We start from the raw sequence: 19,727 nt of genomic DNA on the forward strand, positions 1-19,727 counted from the left end.
AAAGTGACGAATTCCAACAAACATAACCTCCTTAAAAATTTGCCGGGAGTTGATCATCTTCTGGAACTTGCAAAAAAAGATGATCAATTAATGGATATCCCCCGAACTGTTATTCTTGATTCCATAAGAAAAGCGCTTGACCGGACTAGAAAAGATATCCTGTCGGAAAATATTGAACACCCCATAACAGATGAAACCATCCTTGATGAGGCAGGCATACTTGCACAAGACAAAATCAAACCCAGGCTTGTCCATGTCATCAATGCAACCGGAGTGGTTCTCCACACAAATCTTGGACGTGCGCTTCTTTGTGATGCAGCGTTAAAAAATATCAAAACCATTGCGCAATCCTATTCCAACCTTGAGCTGAAAATTGAAACAGGCAAACGCGGTATCCGATATGAAGCAGTAGATGAACTGATCTGCGAACTAACCGGTGCCCAGAGTGCAATTGTTGTCAACAACAATGCAGGTGCTGTTTTACTGGCATTGAACACCATTGCCAAAGACAGACAGGTTGTTGTATCCAGGGGTGAACTTGTTGAAATCGGAGGGTCTTTCCGGGTGCCGGACGTGATGTCAAAAAGCAGATGCATCCTAAAGGAAGTCGGCACCACAAACCGGACCCACTTAAAAGATTATGAGAGTGCGGTATCTGATGAAACCGGCCTTTTTTTAAAAGTTCATGCCAGTAATTATAAAATTGAAGGTTTTACGGCAAGCGTTGCCTTAAAAGATCTGGTATTGCTGGGAAAAGAAAAAAACATCCCGGTCATGGAAGATTTAGGTTCCGGAACCTTGATTGATTTTTCAAAATATGGTCTTCCCCCGGAGCCAACTGTTTCTGATTCGGTTGGTTCGGGTGCGGATGTTGTCACATTCAGCGGAGACAAACTTCTGGGAGGACCCCAGACCGGCATTATTGTGGGAAAAAAACATATCATCGATCAGATAAAACGCAACCCTTTAACCCGTGCATTGAGAATTGACAAACTTACCCTTGCAGCTCTTGAATCAACCTTAAGCCTTTACAGGGATGAAAAAAAAGCCATCCGGCAAATCCCCACGTTAAGGATGCTTACCCTGCCCTTTAAAGAAATCAGTAAAAAAGCCGATCTTTTATTTAAAACCATTAAAAAGGATATCGGAATGCTTGCAGACATTGATGTTGCAGACATGAATTCAAGACCGGGAGGCGGGTCATTTCCTGCACTGAATCTTCCGACCAGGTGTATTACAATTCAACCCAAAGATATGTCTGTATCCAAACTTGAACTCCATATGCGCCTGTCAACACCGGCTGTTATCGCCAGGATCGAGGATAATAAATATATTTTGGACCCAAGAACGATTCAAAATGGTCAGGAAGCAATTATCTCGTCAAATCTAACAAAAATATTGAAAAAAAAATGACTGTCAAATTCTCTTCAAAAGAAATTCATTTTCTGAAAAAAGATTCTGATAATTTCAAGATCAAGCCACCTGAAACATATTTCAGTGATCTGCTTTTGACAAAAAAAAACCGGATCAAAGCCTTTCAAAAAAAGCTGTCCGAAGTCACCATATCCTGGAATAATTTTTTGTGTGCAGTACTTGAGCTTAATTCGGACAGGTCTGAATCAATCATAAAGAACAAAAAGGAGACACTTGAAACCTTTTTTAACTCCTTTCCTGATCATAAAAAAGGCATCTGGAAATGCTTAAGCAAAACATCATTTATTATGGCATTCTGGGGCTATGAAAGTGAAAAAAAAGCTGCAAATCGCCTTGTTTCATTAAAAGAAAAGCTATCTACAGCCTTTAGAACAGAGGTTCTTATGGGGGTGGCAAAATTTCCCTGTCATGATTTTTCAAAACCCCAAACAGTTGTCAATGCTCTCAAAGCTGCGGATCACGCAGCCTTTTTCGGGCCTGACACCCTGATTCACTTTGATGCCGTATCCCTTAATATCAGTGCAGACCGGCTTTATCAGCTGAACAAATACAACATGGCCATCAAAGAATATAAAAAAGGCCTTGAAATTGACCCGAATAACATTAACCTGATCAACAGCCTGGGGGTCTGTTTCGGGGTCATGGGAAAGCTGGACAATGCAAAACTTGAATTTGAAAAAGCCTTGAAAATCAATCCCAATGAAGTGATGGTCATTTATAATACAGGCCTTCTTTACCAGATTAACGGCAATCCGTACCAGGCAATTCAGTGTTTGCACAAAGCCCATGACATTGATGATTGTGTTTTTGAAGTTGAATTTCTTCTGGGAAAGCTGCTGTTTAAAATTCAGCAGTTTGACCGGGCCATGGCTCATCTTGAAGCGGCAAGCCGTATAAATCCTGAATCAGGTCTTGTTTTCAGGATAAAGGGGGAAATTTATCTGGCTGAAAATCAGCCTGAAAAAGCCGGGATTGAATTTAACAAAGCCGTTAAACTCAATCCTCTGGATGCTGTTGCTTTGTCAGGGTATGCAAAATCCATGTTGCTCCAGAATAAAAACCTGAACATTGCTCTTAGCCTTGCAAAAAAAAGCATTGCCATTCAACCGGCCAACAGCCTGTTCAAGGACAGATTAAAAGCAATAATGAAAAAAATTGAAGATCACGCCAGTCAGGAAGAAAAAATTAAATCCGCATCATAACACTTATTGAAAGAATCAGTCAATTATGAAGAATCTTATTCAACAATCTGTTAACGACAGTATCACAGTAAAAAAAGAATTTTTCTCCGATAATATTGAAAACATTGAATCCTGTGCCTCCATAATGGCAGCAGCTCTGAAAAAAGGCAGAAAAATACTTTTATTCGGAAATGGCGGCAGTGCAGCAGACTGCCAGCATATTGCCGCAGAATTTGTCAACAGATTCAGGATGGAAAGAAAACCGCTGGCAGCCATTGCCCTGACCACTGATACATCCGTTATCACCAGTATCGGTAATGACTATTCTTATGAAGATATTTTTTCCAAACAGGTCCAGGCCCTTGGAAAAAAAGGAGATATTGCCTTTGGCATCTCAACTTCCGGAAATTCTCCAAATATTATCAAAGCGGTGAGACAAGCAAAGCAAATGGGAGTTTTGAGTGTTGGTTTCTCAGGAAACAAGGGCAAATTAAAACAATTGACAGATATTTGTTTTTGTGTTGATTGCGACACAACAGCAAGGATACAGGAAGTCCATATCCTGCTGGCCCACATACTGTGCGACCTGACGGAAAGGATAATGTTCAATGAGTGATTCATTCAAAAAATTGGATTTTGGCAGGCTTAAAACCTATTCCATCAAGAATAGACACAGCAAAGTGAATATAAAGGACTTTTCAATACCGTGGAAAAAAGGCAATAATTTTTCAGATTTTCTTGCAGGTCTTCCCTCTATTCTGGCTGGAAATGATCTGCGCTCCGTGATAGACGCCATCAGCCTTGCTGCAAAACAGGACAAACAGGTCTGTTTTGCCATGGGCGGTCATGTCATCAAAACCGGCATGTCTCCCATTGTGATTGATCTGATGAAAAAAAATGTTTTTACCATGCTCTCCATGAACGGGTCCGGCATTATCCATGACCTTGAAACCGCCATGACGGGAATGACTTCGGAAGATGTGGCACAATCAATCGGCAACGGCAGTTTTGGAATGGCAAAAGAGACATCAGCCTTTCTCAACCAGGCCATAAAAAATGCAGCAAAACATGGCATTGGACTGGGAAAAGCCGTAGGAGAGCTGATCCTTGAAAAAGACCTTCCCTATAAACATTTGAGTTTGACAGCATCCGGAGCTGCCCTTGATATTCCCGTGACCGTTCATGTGGCCATTGGCACTGATATCATACATATGCATCCCGATTTTGATGCAGCGGCCTGTGGCGCAGCCTCCCATTATGATTTCAAGCTGTTTGCCTCACAGATAACAGGTCTTGAAAAAGGCGTGTTTATCAATGCCGGATCTGCCGTCATCATGCCTGAAGTTTTTCTGAAGGCCGTGACCCTGGTCAGAAACCTGGGCCATACGCTGGATGATTTTACAACACTCAATCTTGATTTTATCCGCCATTACAGGCCCATGACCAATGTGGTGAACCGCCCCACCCTTGGCAAAGGCAAGGGGTTCAGCATTGTCGGGCACCATGAAATCCTGATACCCCTTATCGCAGCAGGCATCATTGAATCCATATAACAGCCACGGGCAGACCTGGTCTTTCGCTCAGATTTGCCCACAACAAAAATTGAAAGTCTTTGTATGATTTTTTTACGACTTTCAGATAAAAAAACATTTTTACCTAATTAATAAACGGTAATGTTCAGATAGACAGGCTGTTGTATGTGCTTTGGCTGATAAGCGGAGCTAAAAACCGGGAGTAATTATTGCACTGGTCTGCGTTGTTTTCCGGAAGCTGAAGGGTATCATTTTGTTTGACAAACAAAAAATGATGAAGATTTGATTCCAACGGATTGTTCTGATAGAAATGCCTGCATTTTTCCTTCACCTCATGCAGGTTTAACCTCATTGCAATGGCAGGGTTTCCGTTCACTTGGGGGTGTGCCTTGATTTCTCCTTGCCCGATTTCTTCAAACAGCAAAATTTCTTTATAGACCAGCGCATGCTTCGGATTAACGGTAATTACCAGATCATCCAGTTTAAGATGTTCCATGGCATATTTGAGCATGATCTTGTTGCCGTGCATTAAAATATTTTGTGATCCGTCCCTGAATTCAGGATGTGTGGCAAGGCACCCCACCTCACCAATCATTCTGCCCTGGGATCTCAGATGATCCAGTTCTTTTTTATAAATCCGGTCCATGGGCAATCTGTTTGATGAATCAGGAAAAAGACTGACCGTAAAAACCACTTGTTCCTCTTTTTTACCTATAAATACAATGGTTTTCTCAAAAAAATGATTTTCAAGGATTCTGCATGGACAGGATGAATCATCAGCATTGACATACCCCTCTTCAATATATACATCCTGAACGAGTTTTAATGCGGCAAAATAGTCTTTGATACAACTTGCAGGTTTAAAATAATATTGAGCCATTTTAAATTCATCTATCCTGATCAGTTGTCTCAAGTCCGCATTTTGAAATGATTCTTTATTAAATTTAGTCATAACTACCTTTTCCCTTGATTTGTTAATCTGTAACCAGAGCCTTGTGAAACGGTTTTTTCCCTAATCCGGTATTTGTCCTAAAAACATTGTTCAAAGTTTGATATTACAATATAGCAATAACAATACCAGAAGGTTGATTAGACGCAGAAAAACGCAGAAAAATTTTGTTATATTAGCAAAGATAAATGATTTCAAATGGTTACAGGAAAGACAAACAATAAAGGCATTTCAAGAAGCAGGGCAAAAGAACAAATGGGAAACAATAATTTTTTCCAAAAGCGTATGAAAAACAATCCGATTCATCTCATTATTTGTGTAATTATCTAAAAATATTGATAAAATACATATTTTCATCAGCGTATGAAAAACAATACACAAAAAACCGTTGCGTGACATTGTTCCCGGCAATCAATTGCAGGAAGGCGGGTTTTGTGAACATGTATGGAAATCACTACACCATATCCCTGAAGTCTTCGGCCTTTACCCCGCATTTTTTCATCAGGTCATAAAAATCCGCCCTGTATTTACCGGCAAGCTTTGCTGCACGGCTCACATTTCCCCCGGTCAGCCGAAGCAGCTGGATGATATAATTTTTCTCAAAATCCAATTTTGCTTCTTTAAACGGTTTTAATTCATCACAAAGATCTTCCGGGTCCAGCATGATCAGGTCCTGTGAGATAACAGGATTTTTGGACATGGCAACACAATATTCCACAACATTTTTCAATTCCCGGACATTCCCGGGCCAAGGCGCGTTGACAAGTTTTTTCATGGCAGCCGATGAAAACTGACTGACATTTTTTTTCATCTGCTGCCTGAATTCATTTAAAAAAAAATGAGCCAGAATGGGAATACAGTCCCGTCTTTCCCTCAACGGCGGCAGTGTTATTGGAATAACATGAATCCTGTAATACAAATCTTCCCTGAAATTTCCTTTGGATACTTCATCAAATAAATTTTTATTCGTGGCAGCAATGATCCGGGCCTCAAATTTGATTTTTTCATTACCTCCCAGCGAATAGAATTCATTTTCCTGCAACACCCTGAGCAGCTTAGCCTGTATGGAAACCGGTATTTCCGTTATCTCATCAAAGAAAAAAGTCCCGTTCCGGGCCTGCTGTAAAAAACCTTTCTTGTTTTTTACAGCACCTGTAAACGCCCCTTTTTTAAAGCCGAAAAGTTCACTTTCAAACAAAGATTCAGGAATGGCAGCGCAATTGATGGCAATAAAAGGACCGTTTCCCCTGGTCCCTGACACATGGATGGATTTGGCAATCAGCTCTTTGCCGGTGCCGCTTTCACCTTCAATCAATATATTGGAATCGGTCCCGGCTGCCTGGACAATTTTTTTAAGAACGGTTTTCATATTTTCATCTTTGGCAATGATATTTTCAAACCCGAACTTTTCAGATACCATGCCGCGCAGCTCTTTGAGTTCCTTTGTTAATTTATTTTTTTCAAGACACCTTTTGACATGCTGAATCAAATCAGAATCTTCAAACGGCTTTGTAAGATAACTGTAAGCTCCTTTTTTAATTGCAGATACGGCTTTGTTTATGGTGCCGTAGGCCGTCAATATGATTACGGGCAGATCCGGGTCGATTCTGTTGAGCGCTGCCATCAGTTCAACGCCTGTTTCATCTTTCAATTGATAATCAATAATGGCAAGGTCAAAAGAGTCATCAGTTACTGCCCCCAGGGCATCCGACCCGTTTGACACATCAACAACCCTGTATTTTTCCGCCTCAAGCCTCATTTTAAGGACTTTGAGTAAAGAAAGGTCATCATCTACTATTAATATGTTTTCCAATTTAAAATCCCAGGGGTATAAAGTTTTGTTAATCACCGGCATAAATTTTTCCGCCAGTTGTCTCGGTCAGGCCGGATCAGGTTTACCGATAATCTTATCCGGGTTCAAATCAATTTGCTTTAACTGCTCAATCTGCTTTTGAAGGCGGTTTTTTTCATTTTCAAGAAACTTTAATTTTTCAACCACCTTTTCCATATCAGCCAGTTGTTCTTGTTGAACGTCTGCTTTTTTTTTAAGAGATCCTGCTGTCAGGGTCAAAGCCGTTATCTTCTCTTCCTTTAAACGGATCTCCCTGATAAAAGCCTGCTTTTTTTTTTCATCTTCCATGATCCGTGTCAGCAGGTTGGATATTATCCGTGTATTTTCAATATAATTGGATAAAATAATATCATTCATACCGGTAACACCGCTGTAGTATTCCAAGATGCGTTGAGTTTCCCTTTCAGCTGATTGAAAATCCATGTCTGAAACCAACCTCTGTGTGGCAATCAGATATTTTTTTTCATTAGTATCAATGGAATAGGGCAAGTCCCGCAAAAGGGCAGCATGCCGGCAACCGGATAAAAACAAGCCGATTACAATGCAGCAGGCAAAGTAAACAATATTTTCGTACCTTTTGAATACCGGCTTTGCGCCCATATGTCTCCCCCATGTGCCTTGATGATATATTTTGAAATCGAAAGCCCAAGCCCTGTTCCCATTCGAGTGCCAAGACCATTGTCAATTTGTTTGAATTTATAGAAAATCTTGTCAAGATGTTCAGGTTTTATTCCAGGCCCGTTATCCTCTACCGTTAACATCAGATTTCTACCTGAATCCTGCGATAAGCATCGAATGTCAACTTTACCATTTACCGGAGTAAATTTCAGGGCATTGCCGATAAGGTTATCCAAAACTTCTATAATCCTGTTTTCATCAATATAAACGTCTGGAAGATCCGGCAAAGGTGGAAAAAATTCAAGATCAATCTGTTTTTTTTGTGACAATGGCGCCAATTTCAGAATTGATTTGCGGACAACATCAGGCAGACTGAGCTTAACACAATTGTATTCCATCCGGTTGGCTTCCATTTTAGAATAATCCAGAATTCTCATAACCGAGTTTAAAAGCCGGTTGCATTCTTCATGAATCAGTAGGAACAATTCCTTTAGTTTTTGGGGGTCATCCGAGTAGAATCCCTTGGACAGCATTGCGGATGCTTCTTTTATTGAAGTGACCGGTGTTTTCATCTCGTGGGACACATGGCTTACAAAATCAGCTTTTAAGCCATCCAATTCTTTTAACCGGCAGCACATGGCATTAAAATGCAATGACAATTCCTGGATTTCTTTCGGGCCTTTGATTGTATGGATTTCTTCGAAATCCCCCTGGGCAATTTTCTTGATTTTTTTTTGAAGGTGGGTGATGGATTTTGTAATTGATTGAGTGTTGAAAGTGGTGATGATCATCCCGAAAAAAACGGTTAACACCGTTGTAACAACCGTGACAATAAGGATCTGATGAGTCATTTGGCTGGACAGGTTTGTTTTGCCGGTAATAATACCCCTGGTGATGGAAAGGATTTTTTTCAAATCCCCAGCCGTGATGTTAAGATGGAATGCACTTTCTTTAAAAAAAAGATCAACATTGACTTTTTCACCGGTTATCATCTGGTCGGCTTTTTCTTCAAACCGTTCCAAATAGCCGTTAAACGATGCAAGAGATTCGGAAAGGAGATGTTTTTGTTCGTCTGTCTCCATAAGATCATTAAATATTTGAAAATCTTTTTCCAAAGTTGTTTTTACTTCCAAAACCCGGTTGTAATAATCAATATCCCTGGATACAAAATATTTTTCACCAAATTTGATAAGCGAAGCAAACGAATCCAGCAGGCGATCCCCGATAATGAGGCTTTCCTGATTTTTAACGACAATTTCCCGGGTAAGTTTCTGAAGCCCGGTCAGCTTGAAAATCACAACACTGCCAAGCGTAAAAACAAGTAAAAGGATGATAACATTTCCGATCACCAGGCGTTTGAATATGGTAAGTGGTATCATAATTAATTAAAATATATCCATCAGGAAACAAAATTATTTATTGAGGGCTACAGATTTGTTTATCAGGAATCACAGAATAAACAAAAAATATTATTTTTGCAAGAAAGATCAAGACTTGAAAATATTCAAATAAATCCTTATATTAGAAAGCTTACGTAAACAGGAATAACATGAGGTAAAAAAATGCCAATTTATGAATATAAGTGCAACACTTGCGGCAATAACTTTGAAACTCTTGTGATGGGCAGCACAAAACCTGAATGCCCCTCTTGTGACAGTCAGGATCTATCAAGATTGATGTCTGCCTGCGGTTTTGTTTCAAAATCATCCGGGCCTGGCGGTGAAACCCAGGTCAAATCTTCTGCTTCATCTGCATGCAGCGGCTGTTCTTCTTCCAATTGTTCTTCCTGCGGGATAGGTTAGGCTTTCATGAAAAAAAACATATGCATCGGTACCAGAGGAAGCATGCTTGCCTTGTGGCAGGCCAATTTTATAAAATCAGAAATTGAGCGCCTTTTCCCTGATCTGGAAGTTGGATTAAAAATCATTAAAACAACCGGGGACCAAATCACGGACCGGCCCCTTGCCATGGTGGGAGGAAAAGGGTTGTTTGTCAAGGAGATCGAAACTGCACTCTTGAATAACGATATTGATCTTGCCGTCCACAGCATGAAAGACATGCCGGGTGAACTCCCCCAAGGGCTTATCATTGGTGCTATTCCAAAAAGAGAAAACCCGTTTGATGTTCTCATTTCAAACGGCAGCCGCATGCTTGCCGAGTATAAAAAAGGGGCAAAAATCGGCACTTCAAGTCTCAGGCGCGCCTCCCAGATAAAGCATATCCGTCCTGATCTGACCATTGAATCCATCCGGGGTAACCTGGATACCCGGATCAAAAAACTGAAATCCGGCGAATATGATGCCATTGTACTGGCAGCAGCAGGTCTTATCCGCCTTGAACAGGAAAGTCAAATCACCGAATACCTGGACGAAACCATAATGATACCGGCTGTGGGACAAGGTGCTTTGTGCATTGAAACAAGAGCAAATGATGACGACATTGCATTGATCATGGAAAAACTCGACCATTATGACACAAGAATATGTGTGACCGGCGAACGGGCATTTCTAAAACAAATTGAGGGTTCCTGCCACATCCCGGTGGCCTGTTTTGGTAAAATTGAGAACAATAACGTGGTTCTGACTGCGGTCGTCGCTTCTGAAGACGGCAAAGAACTGATTAAAGAGCAACTTGTTTCCCCAATGGATAAGATGGAACTAAATGGCCGAATACTTGCCGACAAAGTTCTTGAAAAAGGCGGAAAAAAAATATTGGAGAGTTTGAATTCAAATGACGCATAAGACTGGCAAAGTATATCTGATTGGTGCAGGTCCCGGTGATCCGGGTCTTTTAACAATTAAGGCAAAAGAATGTATCGAAACTGCAGATGTTGTGGTCTATGATTATCTTGCATCGCCTTTTTTACTCAATTACGCCGGAGAAGATGCCCAGATCATTTATGTAGGGAAAAAAGGGGGCGATCATACTCTTTCCCAGGACAAAATCAACCAGCTGCTGGTGGACAAAGCCAAACAGGGATTTGATGTGGCCAGGCTTAAAGGCGGTGACCCGTTCGTGTTTGGCCGGGGGGGAGAAGAAGCTCAGATGCTTCTGGGTCACGGGGTGCCCTATGAAGTGGTTCCAGGGGTTACCTCTGCAATCGCAGCACCCGCCTATGCAGGAATTCCGGTAACCCACAGAGACCACACCTCTTTTGTATCATTTATTACAGGCCATGAAGATCCCACCAAAAAAGACACCAGCATGCAATGGGATGTGTATGCAAAATCCAATGCAACCCTTGTGTTTTTGATGGGAGTTAAAAATCTTGCAAATATTGTAAAAAACCTGATTGAACACGGCAAACCATCCGACACACCCATTGCTCTGGTCAGATGGGGAACAACAGCCCGTCAGCAGACCGTTACCGGCACCCTTGAAACAATTGTTGAACAGGTACAGCAGGCAAAGCTCAAATCTCCATCCATTATCATCATAGGCCATGTGGTCTCTTTGAGGAATGAACTGGCCTGGTTTGATAAAAGGCCATTGTTCGGCAAACGAATTGTGATCACCAGGGCCCGTGCCCAGGCAAGCGATCTTGTTTCAAAGCTCTCAAAACTTGGGGCCAACTGTATTGAAATTCCGACCATCCAAATTACCGCTCCTGAAGATACCTCACCATTAAAAGCATCCGTTGAAAATATCAAAAATTATGACTGGCTTATCTTTACCAGTGTCAATGGGGTTAAATTCTTTTTTGATACTTTGTTTGACATGGGCAAAGACGTGAGAGCTTTGGGACACCTTAAATTCGCCTGTATCGGTCCTGTAACCAAAGAAAGGCTGAAAGATTACGGCATTATCAGTGATATTTTGCCAAAAACCTATAGAGCCGAAAGTGTAATTGATGCATTCTCCTCTGTTGAGATAAACAACAAAAAAATATTGCTCCCAAGAGCAAAGAAAGCCAGGACAATCCTGCCTGAAGAGCTGACAAAAATGGGTGCAAGGGTCGATGAGGTTATTGCCTATGAAACCCGGCTTGCAAAGGGAGGAAAAGAAGAATTGATATCCCTTCTGGAAAAAAATGAAATTGATGCAGTAACCTTCACCAGTTCTTCCACAGTATCCAACTTCATGTCCCTGCTTGAATCAAAAGACGCCAAAAAACTTTTAGCAAATGTCGTGACAGCCAGCATTGGACCCATCACCTCGGACACGGCAAGATTACTTGACATCAAACCGGACATTGAAGCCAAAGAGTATACCATTCAAGGGCTTGTGGATTCATTGTCATCATATTATGAAAGCTGTGAATAAAAATGATTGCCGGAAACCGTACCATTAATTATCTTCGTATATCAGTCACAGACCGGTGCAACTTCAGGTGCCGATACTGCGTTCCATCCACACCCTTTCATGTGATCGAACATGAAAAAATTGCCAGGTATGAAGAAATCCTAAGAATTACCAGGCTTGCCTGTGAACTTGGCATAACAAAAGTCAGGATTACCGGGGGAGAACCTTTTGTAAGAAAGAACATCTTTTCATTCCTGAAAAAATTGTGTGCCATTGAAAGCCTGAAAGATATTTCCATTACCACCAATGGATCATTGCTGACCAGGGAAAAGATAAAAGATCTGATCTCTTTTGGTATTAAACGGCTTAATTTCAGCCTTGACACTCTGGACCCGGCCAAATTTGCAGTGATCACCGGCAGGGACAGATTCCACCAAGTCAGGAACGCCATTTTCACGGCCCATGAACTGGGCATATCCCCTATAAAACTCAATGCCGTTATCTTAAAGGGAATTAATGATGATGAGATTGAGAAACTTACGGCTCTGACAATCAAGTACCCGTTTCACATCCGCTTCATTGAATACATGCCCATGGGAGATTCTGCAGTTGAAAAACAACAACAGATATTATCCGATGAAATCAAAGAAAAAATTGAATCTGAATTTGGAAAACTTTTGCCTGTCCAACGCACTGGAAATGACGGCCCTGCAAAAAAATTCCAGATTGACGGGGCAAAGGGAATCGTAGGTTTTATAACCCCCATCAGCTCTCATTTCTGCAGTGAATGCAACCGGTTGAGGCTTACATCAAGGGGGACATTAAGGCCCTGCCTGTTAAACAACTATGAAAAAGACATTATTGATCCACTTAGAAACGGTGCGTCTGACAATGAATTAAAAGAGATCATTCTGTCTGCCCTGAAAAAGAAACCATCATTTCACGGCTTAACTGATCACTCCGGCAACGACATCCCCATAAGTCACATGACGTCTATTGGAGGATAATTCTTTATCTTTTGTCTTTTTTGCGAATGGTGTAAAAAAAATTAGATTATTTTGAACGTTTTTATTTTCCCGGTGTCAATGGTTAATAGAAGGCAATTGTTTTGCAACTGCTTTTTTTTCATTAACCAAGACGGAGGATAAAAAAATGAAAAAAATAATCGGTATAACAACCGCTGTAGTTCTATTTGCATGCTTATCCACGGTATCTGCCCATGCAGGGTCTGCAAGGCGTCATACCATTGAGGGAATAATGCTGGGCACAGGCGTTGCTATTTTAAGTGCAGCCATCATCAACGAAATTAATCACGACTCAAAACCTTATTACAAAAATCATTACGCAAAGCCGGTCGGCAATCATCATACCAAATACGCCTATCAAAATAGATATGATAGAAATTTCAGGTCCCATTATAAAAATGGTCATTGGGTGATTGAAAAAATATGGGTACAGCCGGTTTATGAAAAAAAATGGAACCCCGGCCATTATAACCGCAGGGGAAAGTGGATAAAAGGCAGGTATGAAAATTTTCTGGTAAAAGATGGATATTGGCAAAAAACAAAAATTTGGGTGAGATATTAACTGAACATACAGCTTATATATCTCTGTAGGCTAATATAGACGCAACAACTGATTTATTGTGAACAAACCAAAAGCAACTGCAGACAATACAGATGAACAGGATCTGGTTAAAAGGCTTAAAAAAGGTCAGCCCTGGGCTTTCGAGGTTCTTGTCAACAAATACCAGGACCGGCTCTTAAAAATTGCCTATGGTATCACCCTTGATCATGAGGAGAGCCTGGAGATCGTACAGGATGTGTTTATCAGCGTATTTAAGAATATCAAAACCTTCAGGCAGGATGCAGGCCTTGTCACATGGCTCAGAAAAATCACCATAAATCAGAGTCTGAACTGGAAAAGAAAGTGGAAAAGACGATTCAGGTGGCATCATGATTCCATAGAATCGGAAAATGATAAAGACCTTTTTATGGAAAACAAAAAAAGCAATGATCCGGAAACGCAATTTGAAAAAAAACAATTTGAAGAAAATCTTATGAAAGCCATCCGAAAACTGCCGGAAAAAATACGGCTGGTTTTTGTTCTGAATGTTTTTGAAGGACTTTCATACGAGCAGATTGCCAAAACAATCAATATTAAAAAAGGAACGGTCAGTTCAAGGATTCATTTTGCCAGAAAAAATCTTATCAATTCTTTGGAATCGAATAAGTGAAAGGTTTTTTTTATGAAAACACCATGCAAAAAATATACATCTGAAGAGATCAGCAGGTTTGTTGATCATGAACTTGCCCTGGACCGGTATGAAGAATTGGCGCAACACCATGTTAACTGCCCGGATTGCAAACGTTTAGTTGAACGCTTCAAATCAATATCCATCGCGTTTAATGATCATGCGGATAAAGCGGTATCAAAAATAAATACTGAAAAACTGAGGCAAAAAAAAGAACAGGCCCTGGAAAACGACAAAAAAGCATCTTTAAAAACCTATCATGGATTCTTTGGCAAAAATATTTACTTGAAACTTGCATCCATTGCTGCAATATTGACGATCAGCCTGTTTTGGTTTCACGGTAGTTTGTTTGGCCCTACAGGTCCAAGTGCGATTGTAACATCTGTTGATACGAATGTTGCTTCCGTTATGATTATTGAAACTCAAACAAAAAAGCATACCATTATCTGGTTTTCTGAAACCTGATAAGTGTAACGGGCAGACCTGGTCTTTTATACGAGTCTGTCCACAACAAAAAATGAAAGTCTTTGTTTGGATTTTTACGACTTTTACAGATAAAAAAAGGGGCATCATGGCCAGATTCATGAAAACAATCTTCATACTCGCAGGAATATCTTGTTTTTGTTTGTTTACGCAGCCCGCATTTGCGAAAAGTCAGGTTTTAACGGACATAAAAGTGATTCATGCTTCAACAGGGTCCAAAACGGTTGACCCGGGATTGAAACCCATAATTTCCGAACTTAAATCCGTGTTCAAATACACTTCTTACAGGCTTTTAAACGAACAGAGATTGAATCTGAGCTTTAACCGGAAAGGCCGAGTAAATCTTCCGGGAAACAGAACCATGATTATCATGCCAACGGATATGCAGGGCAAAAGAATCCAATACCAAATCAATATTCAGAAAAATCAGCGCCCGGTTTTTCAAACCCGGGTACTCCTGAACAATAACAGCAGTATTACCATTGGCGGCCCTCAGTTTAAAAATGGTGTTCTGTTGTTCAATATTTCCGGGTCAGCGCGGTAAGGATTGTGTTTTCACCTCAAGCAATCTTGATGCTTCTTTATTTGATCCCAGTAAAATAGACAGCCATCTGGTGGATTCTCTTCCTCCCAGAGCAATTTTGACCGCCATGGTCAATGGAACTGAAAGCAGCATTCCCACAGGACCCAATACCCATCCCCAAAAAGCCAGGGAAAGAAATACCACCAAAGTGGAAAGCCCGGTTCCCTTACCCATGACCCTGGGTTCAATCACACTTCCCACCAATATGTTGACAATTAAAAATCCCGTTGCAGCAATCCCGGCAGTCAAAGGCCCAAGCTGAATTAAGGCCAGAAGAACGGCCGGAACAGCAGCAATGATGGAACCTATATTGGGAATATAGTTCAATAAAAATGCAAATACCCCCCACATAACGGGAAAATCCACTCCCTGAACAGCCAGCCAGATAAAGATGGTAATGCCTGTCCCAAGACTGGTAAGCGTTTTTATCCCCAGATACCGGTTTACACCGGATATAATTTGAGAATACTTTTTAAGATCCGTATTTTTATCATTAAAAATGGCACGCAATTTATTGGGGAACCCTGCAGCTTCCGAAAGGATAAAAATAAAGGTTAAAAACACAAAAAAGGTATTGGTCAAAACTCCTCCCAGTCCATTCAATGTGTTTGCAACAAGCCCAAGGATGCGGCTTGGATTGAATATGTCCGCAAGCCTGTCGGTTTCAAGCTCTACTCCATATCTGGACAACAACTGCAAAGTTTCAAAGGTTACGGTTTTCAATCGCTCCTGGTAAAAAGGAATATTGCGCGAAAAATCCGCAATGGATGAAGACACAAGACTCACCAAAAGCATCTGGGTGGCGATCACCCCCAGCATCAGAATAAAGATACCCAGCATGCTTGGAATCCCTTTTTTCTGCATCCAGAACAATGGCGGAGTACAGATAATAGAGAGAAATGCCGCCAACAAAAACGGTACGACCAGTACTGTGGCGGCTTTCATCCCGGCAACAACAATAATAAATGCAGCAAACTTAATTAAGGAGCTATTACGATAAGACATCACTTCCATAATGATTACACCTTTTATTATCTTTTATTTTAACCACTTGTATTCAAACTCAATGACAAAGTCAAGGGGTTGAAAAGGTGACTTTCCCTGTAATTTGCAGACAATATCAAGTGCCGGGAGACTGAAAAATGAATTTTATAAAAAAATATTGACTTGCAGGTATTGCTGTCTATATGCTCACTTCAATATAGCTATTTTATATCTATATTTAAAAAGTGGGATGTTCATTTGTTAAAAAAGGTATTTTACCCCAAACCAAAGGAGATCCAATGGAACGAAGACAATTCTTACAAAAAGCAGCAATCGGTACAGTTGCAGCAGTTGCCACCGGTGGAATAGTTAATGCCCCGTCTGTACATGCCCAGAAAAAAATCAAATGGAAAATGGTAACCACATGGCCGCCCAAGCTGCCATATCTTCAAGATGCCGCAGAACTGCTGGCTAAAAAAGTTGAACTTATGAGCGGCGGTCTTTTTAAAATTAAAGTCTTTGCAGGCGGCGAACTTGTGCCCCCTTTGCAGACCTTTGATGCCGTCAGCAAGGGAACCACTGTACAGGCCGGATCAGGCGTCAGCTATTACCAGGCAGGCAAAGCGCCTGCAGCCCAGTGGTTTGCTGCTGTCCCCTTTGGCCTTAACGGAGCCGGTATGGCGGCCTGGTATGAGTTTGGCGGAGGACTAAAGCTGTGGGAAGAAATGTATGCACCCTTTGATGTAATTCCCAGACCAGGTGGTTGCACAGGCCCCCAGATGGCAGGATGGTTCAATAAAAAAATCGAATCTGTGGATGATTTCAAAGGGCTTAAAATGCGAATTCCCGGATTGGGTGGAAAGGTCATGGCAAAGTTAGGAGCAACGGTTGTTCTTTGCCCTGCCAGTGAAATATTTACCAACCTGGAACGTGGTGTTATTGATGCTACGGAATGGATCGGCCCTCTCCACGACAAATTAATGGGATTTTATAAAGTTGCCAAATATTATTATTATCCGGGCTGGCATGAACCCGGTCCCTTTGTGGAGTTTGTCTTCAACAAAACTGCCTATGAATCTTTACCGCTTGAATACCAGGCAATCTTAGATGCTGCCTGCACTCAGGTTAGCAACTGGACAACACAAGGGTTTAATACCGGCAATGGTCAAGCCCTTGACGAATTGATCACCCAGCATAAAGTTACCCTTATGAAATTGCCAGATCCTGTGCTGGCAGATCTCAAATCCCATGCCAAAGATGCTGTTTTTGATATTGCAGCTAAAGACCCAATGGCAAAAAAAGTAAATGAAAGTTTTGAACGTTTTAAAAAGATCGTCGGACCCTGGGGGGAAGTATCTGAAAAACCGTATTATAATTCTCTGGCTGACAAATATAAATTAAAAGGATAACCACGACGCAAACGTTGCCCGATCCCATCCTGCGCATGATGATTAAGGCATTGGATCATTAAATTAAATAACTCAACTTTCGGAGTTGACAAAATTGGGTCATCAATTGGGTCATCAATGGGATCAGACTTGTATTATTGTGTTTTTTTATCGGTTTGATGAAAATCATAAGGAAACAGGCTTGGCCATGGCTGCTATAGCTTAAGTACGAAAGTTGAGTTAAATCAAAAAGGATTATGGACATGGGACTAAGATCATCTATGGGAAAAATTGCAGATGGAATTGATGCATTAAATGAATGGATCGGTCGATTTGTTGCCTGGGTTGTAACGCTTCTTGTTGCAGTTGTATTTATTGATGTTGTTATGAGATATGCGTTTAATACAAGTTTCGTCTTTACCCAGGAACTTGAATGGCATCTGTTTGGATTCATTTTCCTGATGGGAGCCGGCTATACTCTTTTATATGACCAGCATGTCCGGGTGGATGTTATCTACCAGCGCCTTTCTAAAAAAGCACAGGCCTGGGTTAATCTGATGGGCTGTATCTTTTTCCTTTTTCCGGGAGCTGCCTTGATTGTCTATATATCATCTGTCTTTACCTGGGAATCTTTTAAGTTTATGGAAGGCTCCCCTGACCCGGGTGGAATCCCGTTTCGGTTTATATTAAAAGGCTGTGTACCTTTGGGGTTTGTATTATTTTTTCTCCAGGGAATTTCCATGTTTAATCGTAATTTGAATATCATTCTGAATAACAAATCCTATGGAAATCAGGAGGAATCAAACTGATGGGATCTGAATATCTTGCCGGCTGGATGTTTCTTGTGCTGACCCTTTTGCTCATGCTCGGTTTTCCGGTTGCCTGCACCCTCATGGGTACTGCCATATTTTTTGGATTCATCGGATCTGGATTGGAATTTTTCGAGCTATTGCCATTGCGAATCTGGGGAGCTGTAAAAAATGTTGTGCTAATCGCTGTTCCCCTGTTTGTCTTTATGGGAGTGACCCTTGAAAAATCAGGATTAGCCGAGGAATTGCTGGAAACAATGGGATTGGTATTTAGGCGCCTTAAAGGTGGTCTTGCCATCAGTACTGTTTTGGTCGGTGCCCTTCTTGGTGCATCCACCGGAATTGTGGGTGCCACAGTCGTTACCATGGGACTTTTAGCGGTACCAACCATGCTGCGACATGGTTACAAGCCTGAACTTGCCACGGGAACTGTATGTGCTTCCGGAACCCTTGGGCAGATCATTCCACCTTCCATTGTACTGGTTCTTTTGGCAACCATTGTCCAGATTCCGGTGGGCGATCTGTTCATGGCGGCTGTACTGCCGGGAATGATTCTGGTATTTCTATATATGACTTATATTTTTATCATTGCCACAATAAAACCGGAAATTGCACCGCCTGTCACCATAGATACAGAACAGGGACAAGATAAAAAGCTGTTGATTAAAAAGGCATTATGTGCCCTGTTCCCGCCGCTTTTTCTTATCATAGCTGTTCTTGGATCAATTTTTGCCGGAATCGCCTCTCCTACAGAAGCCGCTTCTGTAGGATGTTTGGGAGCAATATTGCTTGCAGCCTGTAACAGAAGATTCAATCTCACAATCCTAAAAGAAGTATCTGCCACAACAACCCGGCTTACCTGCATGGTCTTTATTATTTTGGTTGGTGCCAATGCATTTGGACTTACATTTCGTGAATTGGAAGGGGATGAACTGATTAGGACTTTTTTGTTTGGTATTGCCGAAGGATATAATAAATGGGTTGTGCTGGCCATTGTCATGGGTTTGATTTTTCTTATTGGTTTTGTCCTGGATTTTATTGAAATTATTTTCATCCATGTTCCTGTGCTAGTACCGATCCTGGTGGATGATTTTGGATTTGATCCTCTCTGGATCTGTGTACTCCTGGCGGTTAATCTTCAAACATCCTTTATGACACCTCCATTTGGTTTTTCTCTTTTTTACCTGAAAGCTGTGACACCTCCACAGGTAACCACAGGTCATATATACAGGGGGATTATTCCCTTTATATTTATCCAGCTTATTGGACTTTTGATTGTTGTATTATGGCCACAACTGGCCACCTGGCTTCCCACGATAGCTTATACAAGGTAGATGAGACACACCCGTATACAAAAAAACACAAACGCAAAAATCCATGGCAAAATTTGCCTGCCATGTGTGTTATATGCAAATCTT

At 41.2% G+C, this 19,727-nt stretch carries 20 protein-coding genes; 15 read left to right on the plus strand and 5 right to left on the minus strand.

The window, feature by feature from the left end:
- Positions 1 to 3 precede the first annotated feature (3 nt).
- From selA to BLT94_RS07295, 4 genes are read left to right on the plus strand one after another with little or no spacing between them, the layout of a single operon-like run.
- Entirely contained in the window at positions 4 to 1,413 is a 1,410-nt protein-coding gene (gene selA / locus BLT94_RS07280) for an L-seryl-tRNA(Sec) selenium transferase (protein WP_092232219.1), read from the plus strand.
- The gene (locus BLT94_RS07285) at positions 1,410 to 2,636 is read left to right on the plus strand and encodes a tetratricopeptide repeat protein (protein ID WP_092232222.1); all 1,227 of its coding nucleotides are present in this window, start codon (positions 1,410 to 1,412) and stop codon (positions 2,634 to 2,636) included. Before selA ends, BLT94_RS07285 begins: the two co-directional genes overlap by 4 nt.
- A 25-nt stretch (positions 2,637 to 2,661) precedes the next feature.
- Positions 2,662 to 3,231 carry a D-sedoheptulose-7-phosphate isomerase gene (locus BLT94_RS07290; protein WP_092232225.1) on the plus strand — a complete coding sequence of 190 codons (570 nt, stop codon included), beginning with the start codon at positions 2,662 to 2,664 and terminating at the stop codon, positions 3,229 to 3,231.
- A complete protein-coding gene (locus BLT94_RS07295) occupies positions 3,224 to 4,168 on the plus strand; it encodes a hypothetical protein (RefSeq protein WP_092232228.1) in 945 nt (314 codons plus the stop codon). The genes BLT94_RS07290 and BLT94_RS07295 overlap by 8 nt, the downstream gene beginning before the upstream one ends.
- A gap of 124 nt (positions 4,169 to 4,292) precedes the next feature.
- On the opposite strand, the gene BLT94_RS07300 is transcribed toward BLT94_RS07295, so the two are convergent.
- The 4 genes from BLT94_RS07300 to BLT94_RS07315 all read right to left on the minus strand — a co-directional run bounded on the left by BLT94_RS07300 (position 4,293) and on the right by BLT94_RS07315 (position 8,945).
- On the minus strand, positions 4,293 to 5,099 hold the full coding sequence (locus BLT94_RS07300; RefSeq protein ID WP_092232231.1) for an N-acyl amino acid synthase FeeM domain-containing protein: 807 nt from the start codon (positions 5,097 to 5,099) through the stop codon (positions 4,293 to 4,295).
- Positions 5,100 to 5,550: 451 nt separating this feature from the next.
- On the minus strand, positions 5,551 to 6,951 hold the full coding sequence (locus BLT94_RS07305; protein WP_245743016.1) for a sigma-54-dependent transcriptional regulator: 1,401 nt from the start codon (positions 6,949 to 6,951) through the stop codon (positions 5,551 to 5,553).
- Positions 6,952 to 6,975: 24 nt separating this feature from the next.
- Positions 6,976 to 7,548: a hypothetical protein gene (locus BLT94_RS07310; protein ID WP_092232234.1), complete on the minus strand. Its 573-nt coding sequence runs from the start codon at positions 7,546 to 7,548 to the stop codon at positions 6,976 to 6,978.
- The gene (locus BLT94_RS07315; RefSeq protein ID WP_245743018.1) at positions 7,485 to 8,945 is read right to left on the minus strand and encodes a sensor histidine kinase; all 1,461 of its coding nucleotides are present in this window, start codon (positions 8,943 to 8,945) and stop codon (positions 7,485 to 7,487) included. Before BLT94_RS07315 ends, BLT94_RS07310 begins: the two co-directional genes overlap by 64 nt.
- Before the next feature lie 183 nt (positions 8,946 to 9,128).
- Here BLT94_RS07315 and BLT94_RS07320 point away from each other — a divergent pair, with 183 nt between their 5' ends.
- The 8 genes from BLT94_RS07320 to BLT94_RS07355 all read left to right on the plus strand — a co-directional run bounded on the left by BLT94_RS07320 (position 9,129) and on the right by BLT94_RS07355 (position 15,089).
- A complete protein-coding gene (locus BLT94_RS07320) occupies positions 9,129 to 9,368 on the plus strand; it encodes an FmdB family zinc ribbon protein (RefSeq protein ID WP_083863478.1) in 240 nt (79 codons plus the stop codon).
- A gap of 6 nt (positions 9,369 to 9,374) precedes the next feature.
- Positions 9,375 to 10,307 (plus strand): hydroxymethylbilane synthase, encoded by a 933-nt coding sequence (gene hemC / locus BLT94_RS07325; protein ID WP_014956583.1) that lies wholly within the window; start codon positions 9,375 to 9,377, stop codon positions 10,305 to 10,307.
- The gene (cobA, locus tag BLT94_RS07330) at positions 10,297 to 11,829 is read left to right on the plus strand and encodes a uroporphyrinogen-III C-methyltransferase (RefSeq protein ID WP_092232235.1); all 1,533 of its coding nucleotides are present in this window, start codon (positions 10,297 to 10,299) and stop codon (positions 11,827 to 11,829) included. The genes hemC and cobA overlap by 11 nt, the downstream gene beginning before the upstream one ends.
- Before the next feature lie 2 nt (positions 11,830 to 11,831).
- Complete coding sequence (gene moaA / locus BLT94_RS07335; protein WP_092232236.1) at positions 11,832 to 12,815, plus strand: GTP 3',8-cyclase MoaA; 984 nt, start codon at positions 11,832 to 11,834, stop codon at positions 12,813 to 12,815.
- Between the two features lie 145 nt (positions 12,816 to 12,960).
- The gene (locus tag BLT94_RS07340; RefSeq protein WP_092232239.1) at positions 12,961 to 13,395 is read left to right on the plus strand and encodes a hypothetical protein; all 435 of its coding nucleotides are present in this window, start codon (positions 12,961 to 12,963) and stop codon (positions 13,393 to 13,395) included.
- Positions 13,396 to 13,453: 58 nt separating this feature from the next.
- Positions 13,454 to 14,044 carry an RNA polymerase sigma factor gene (locus tag BLT94_RS07345; protein ID WP_092232242.1) on the plus strand — a complete coding sequence of 197 codons (591 nt, stop codon included), beginning with the start codon at positions 13,454 to 13,456 and terminating at the stop codon, positions 14,042 to 14,044.
- A gap of 12 nt (positions 14,045 to 14,056) precedes the next feature.
- Positions 14,057 to 14,527, plus strand: a complete 471-nt coding sequence (locus tag BLT94_RS07350; protein WP_092232245.1) for an anti-sigma factor family protein — start codon at positions 14,057 to 14,059, stop codon at positions 14,525 to 14,527.
- 160 nt (positions 14,528 to 14,687) lie between these two features.
- Entirely contained in the window at positions 14,688 to 15,089 is a 402-nt protein-coding gene (locus BLT94_RS07355; RefSeq protein ID WP_245743020.1) for a hypothetical protein, read from the plus strand.
- Here BLT94_RS07355 and BLT94_RS07360 read toward each other — a convergent pair.
- Entirely contained in the window at positions 15,078 to 16,142 is a 1,065-nt protein-coding gene (locus BLT94_RS07360; protein ID WP_092232251.1) for an AI-2E family transporter, read from the minus strand. The two genes, BLT94_RS07355 and BLT94_RS07360, sit on opposite strands and share 12 nt — an antisense overlap.
- Before the next feature lie 269 nt (positions 16,143 to 16,411).
- Between BLT94_RS07360 and BLT94_RS07365 the strand changes: the two genes are divergently transcribed.
- The 3 genes from BLT94_RS07365 to BLT94_RS07375 all read left to right on the plus strand — a co-directional run bounded on the left by BLT94_RS07365 (position 16,412) and on the right by BLT94_RS07375 (position 19,643).
- Positions 16,412 to 17,521 (plus strand): TRAP transporter substrate-binding protein, encoded by a 1,110-nt coding sequence (locus BLT94_RS07365; protein WP_092232254.1) that lies wholly within the window; start codon positions 16,412 to 16,414, stop codon positions 17,519 to 17,521.
- Positions 17,522 to 17,763: 242 nt separating this feature from the next.
- The gene (locus tag BLT94_RS07370; RefSeq protein WP_139169000.1) at positions 17,764 to 18,309 is read left to right on the plus strand and encodes a TRAP transporter small permease subunit; all 546 of its coding nucleotides are present in this window, start codon (positions 17,764 to 17,766) and stop codon (positions 18,307 to 18,309) included.
- Complete coding sequence (locus BLT94_RS07375; RefSeq protein ID WP_092232257.1) at positions 18,309 to 19,643, plus strand: TRAP transporter large permease; 1,335 nt, start codon at positions 18,309 to 18,311, stop codon at positions 19,641 to 19,643. Before BLT94_RS07370 ends, BLT94_RS07375 begins: the two co-directional genes overlap by 1 nt.
- The last annotated feature ends 84 nt before the right edge of the window (positions 19,644 to 19,727 follow it).

The organism is Desulfobacula phenolica (assembly GCF_900105645.1).
Taxonomy (GTDB): Bacteria; Desulfobacterota; Desulfobacteria; order Desulfobacterales; family Desulfobacteraceae; genus Desulfobacula; species Desulfobacula toluolica.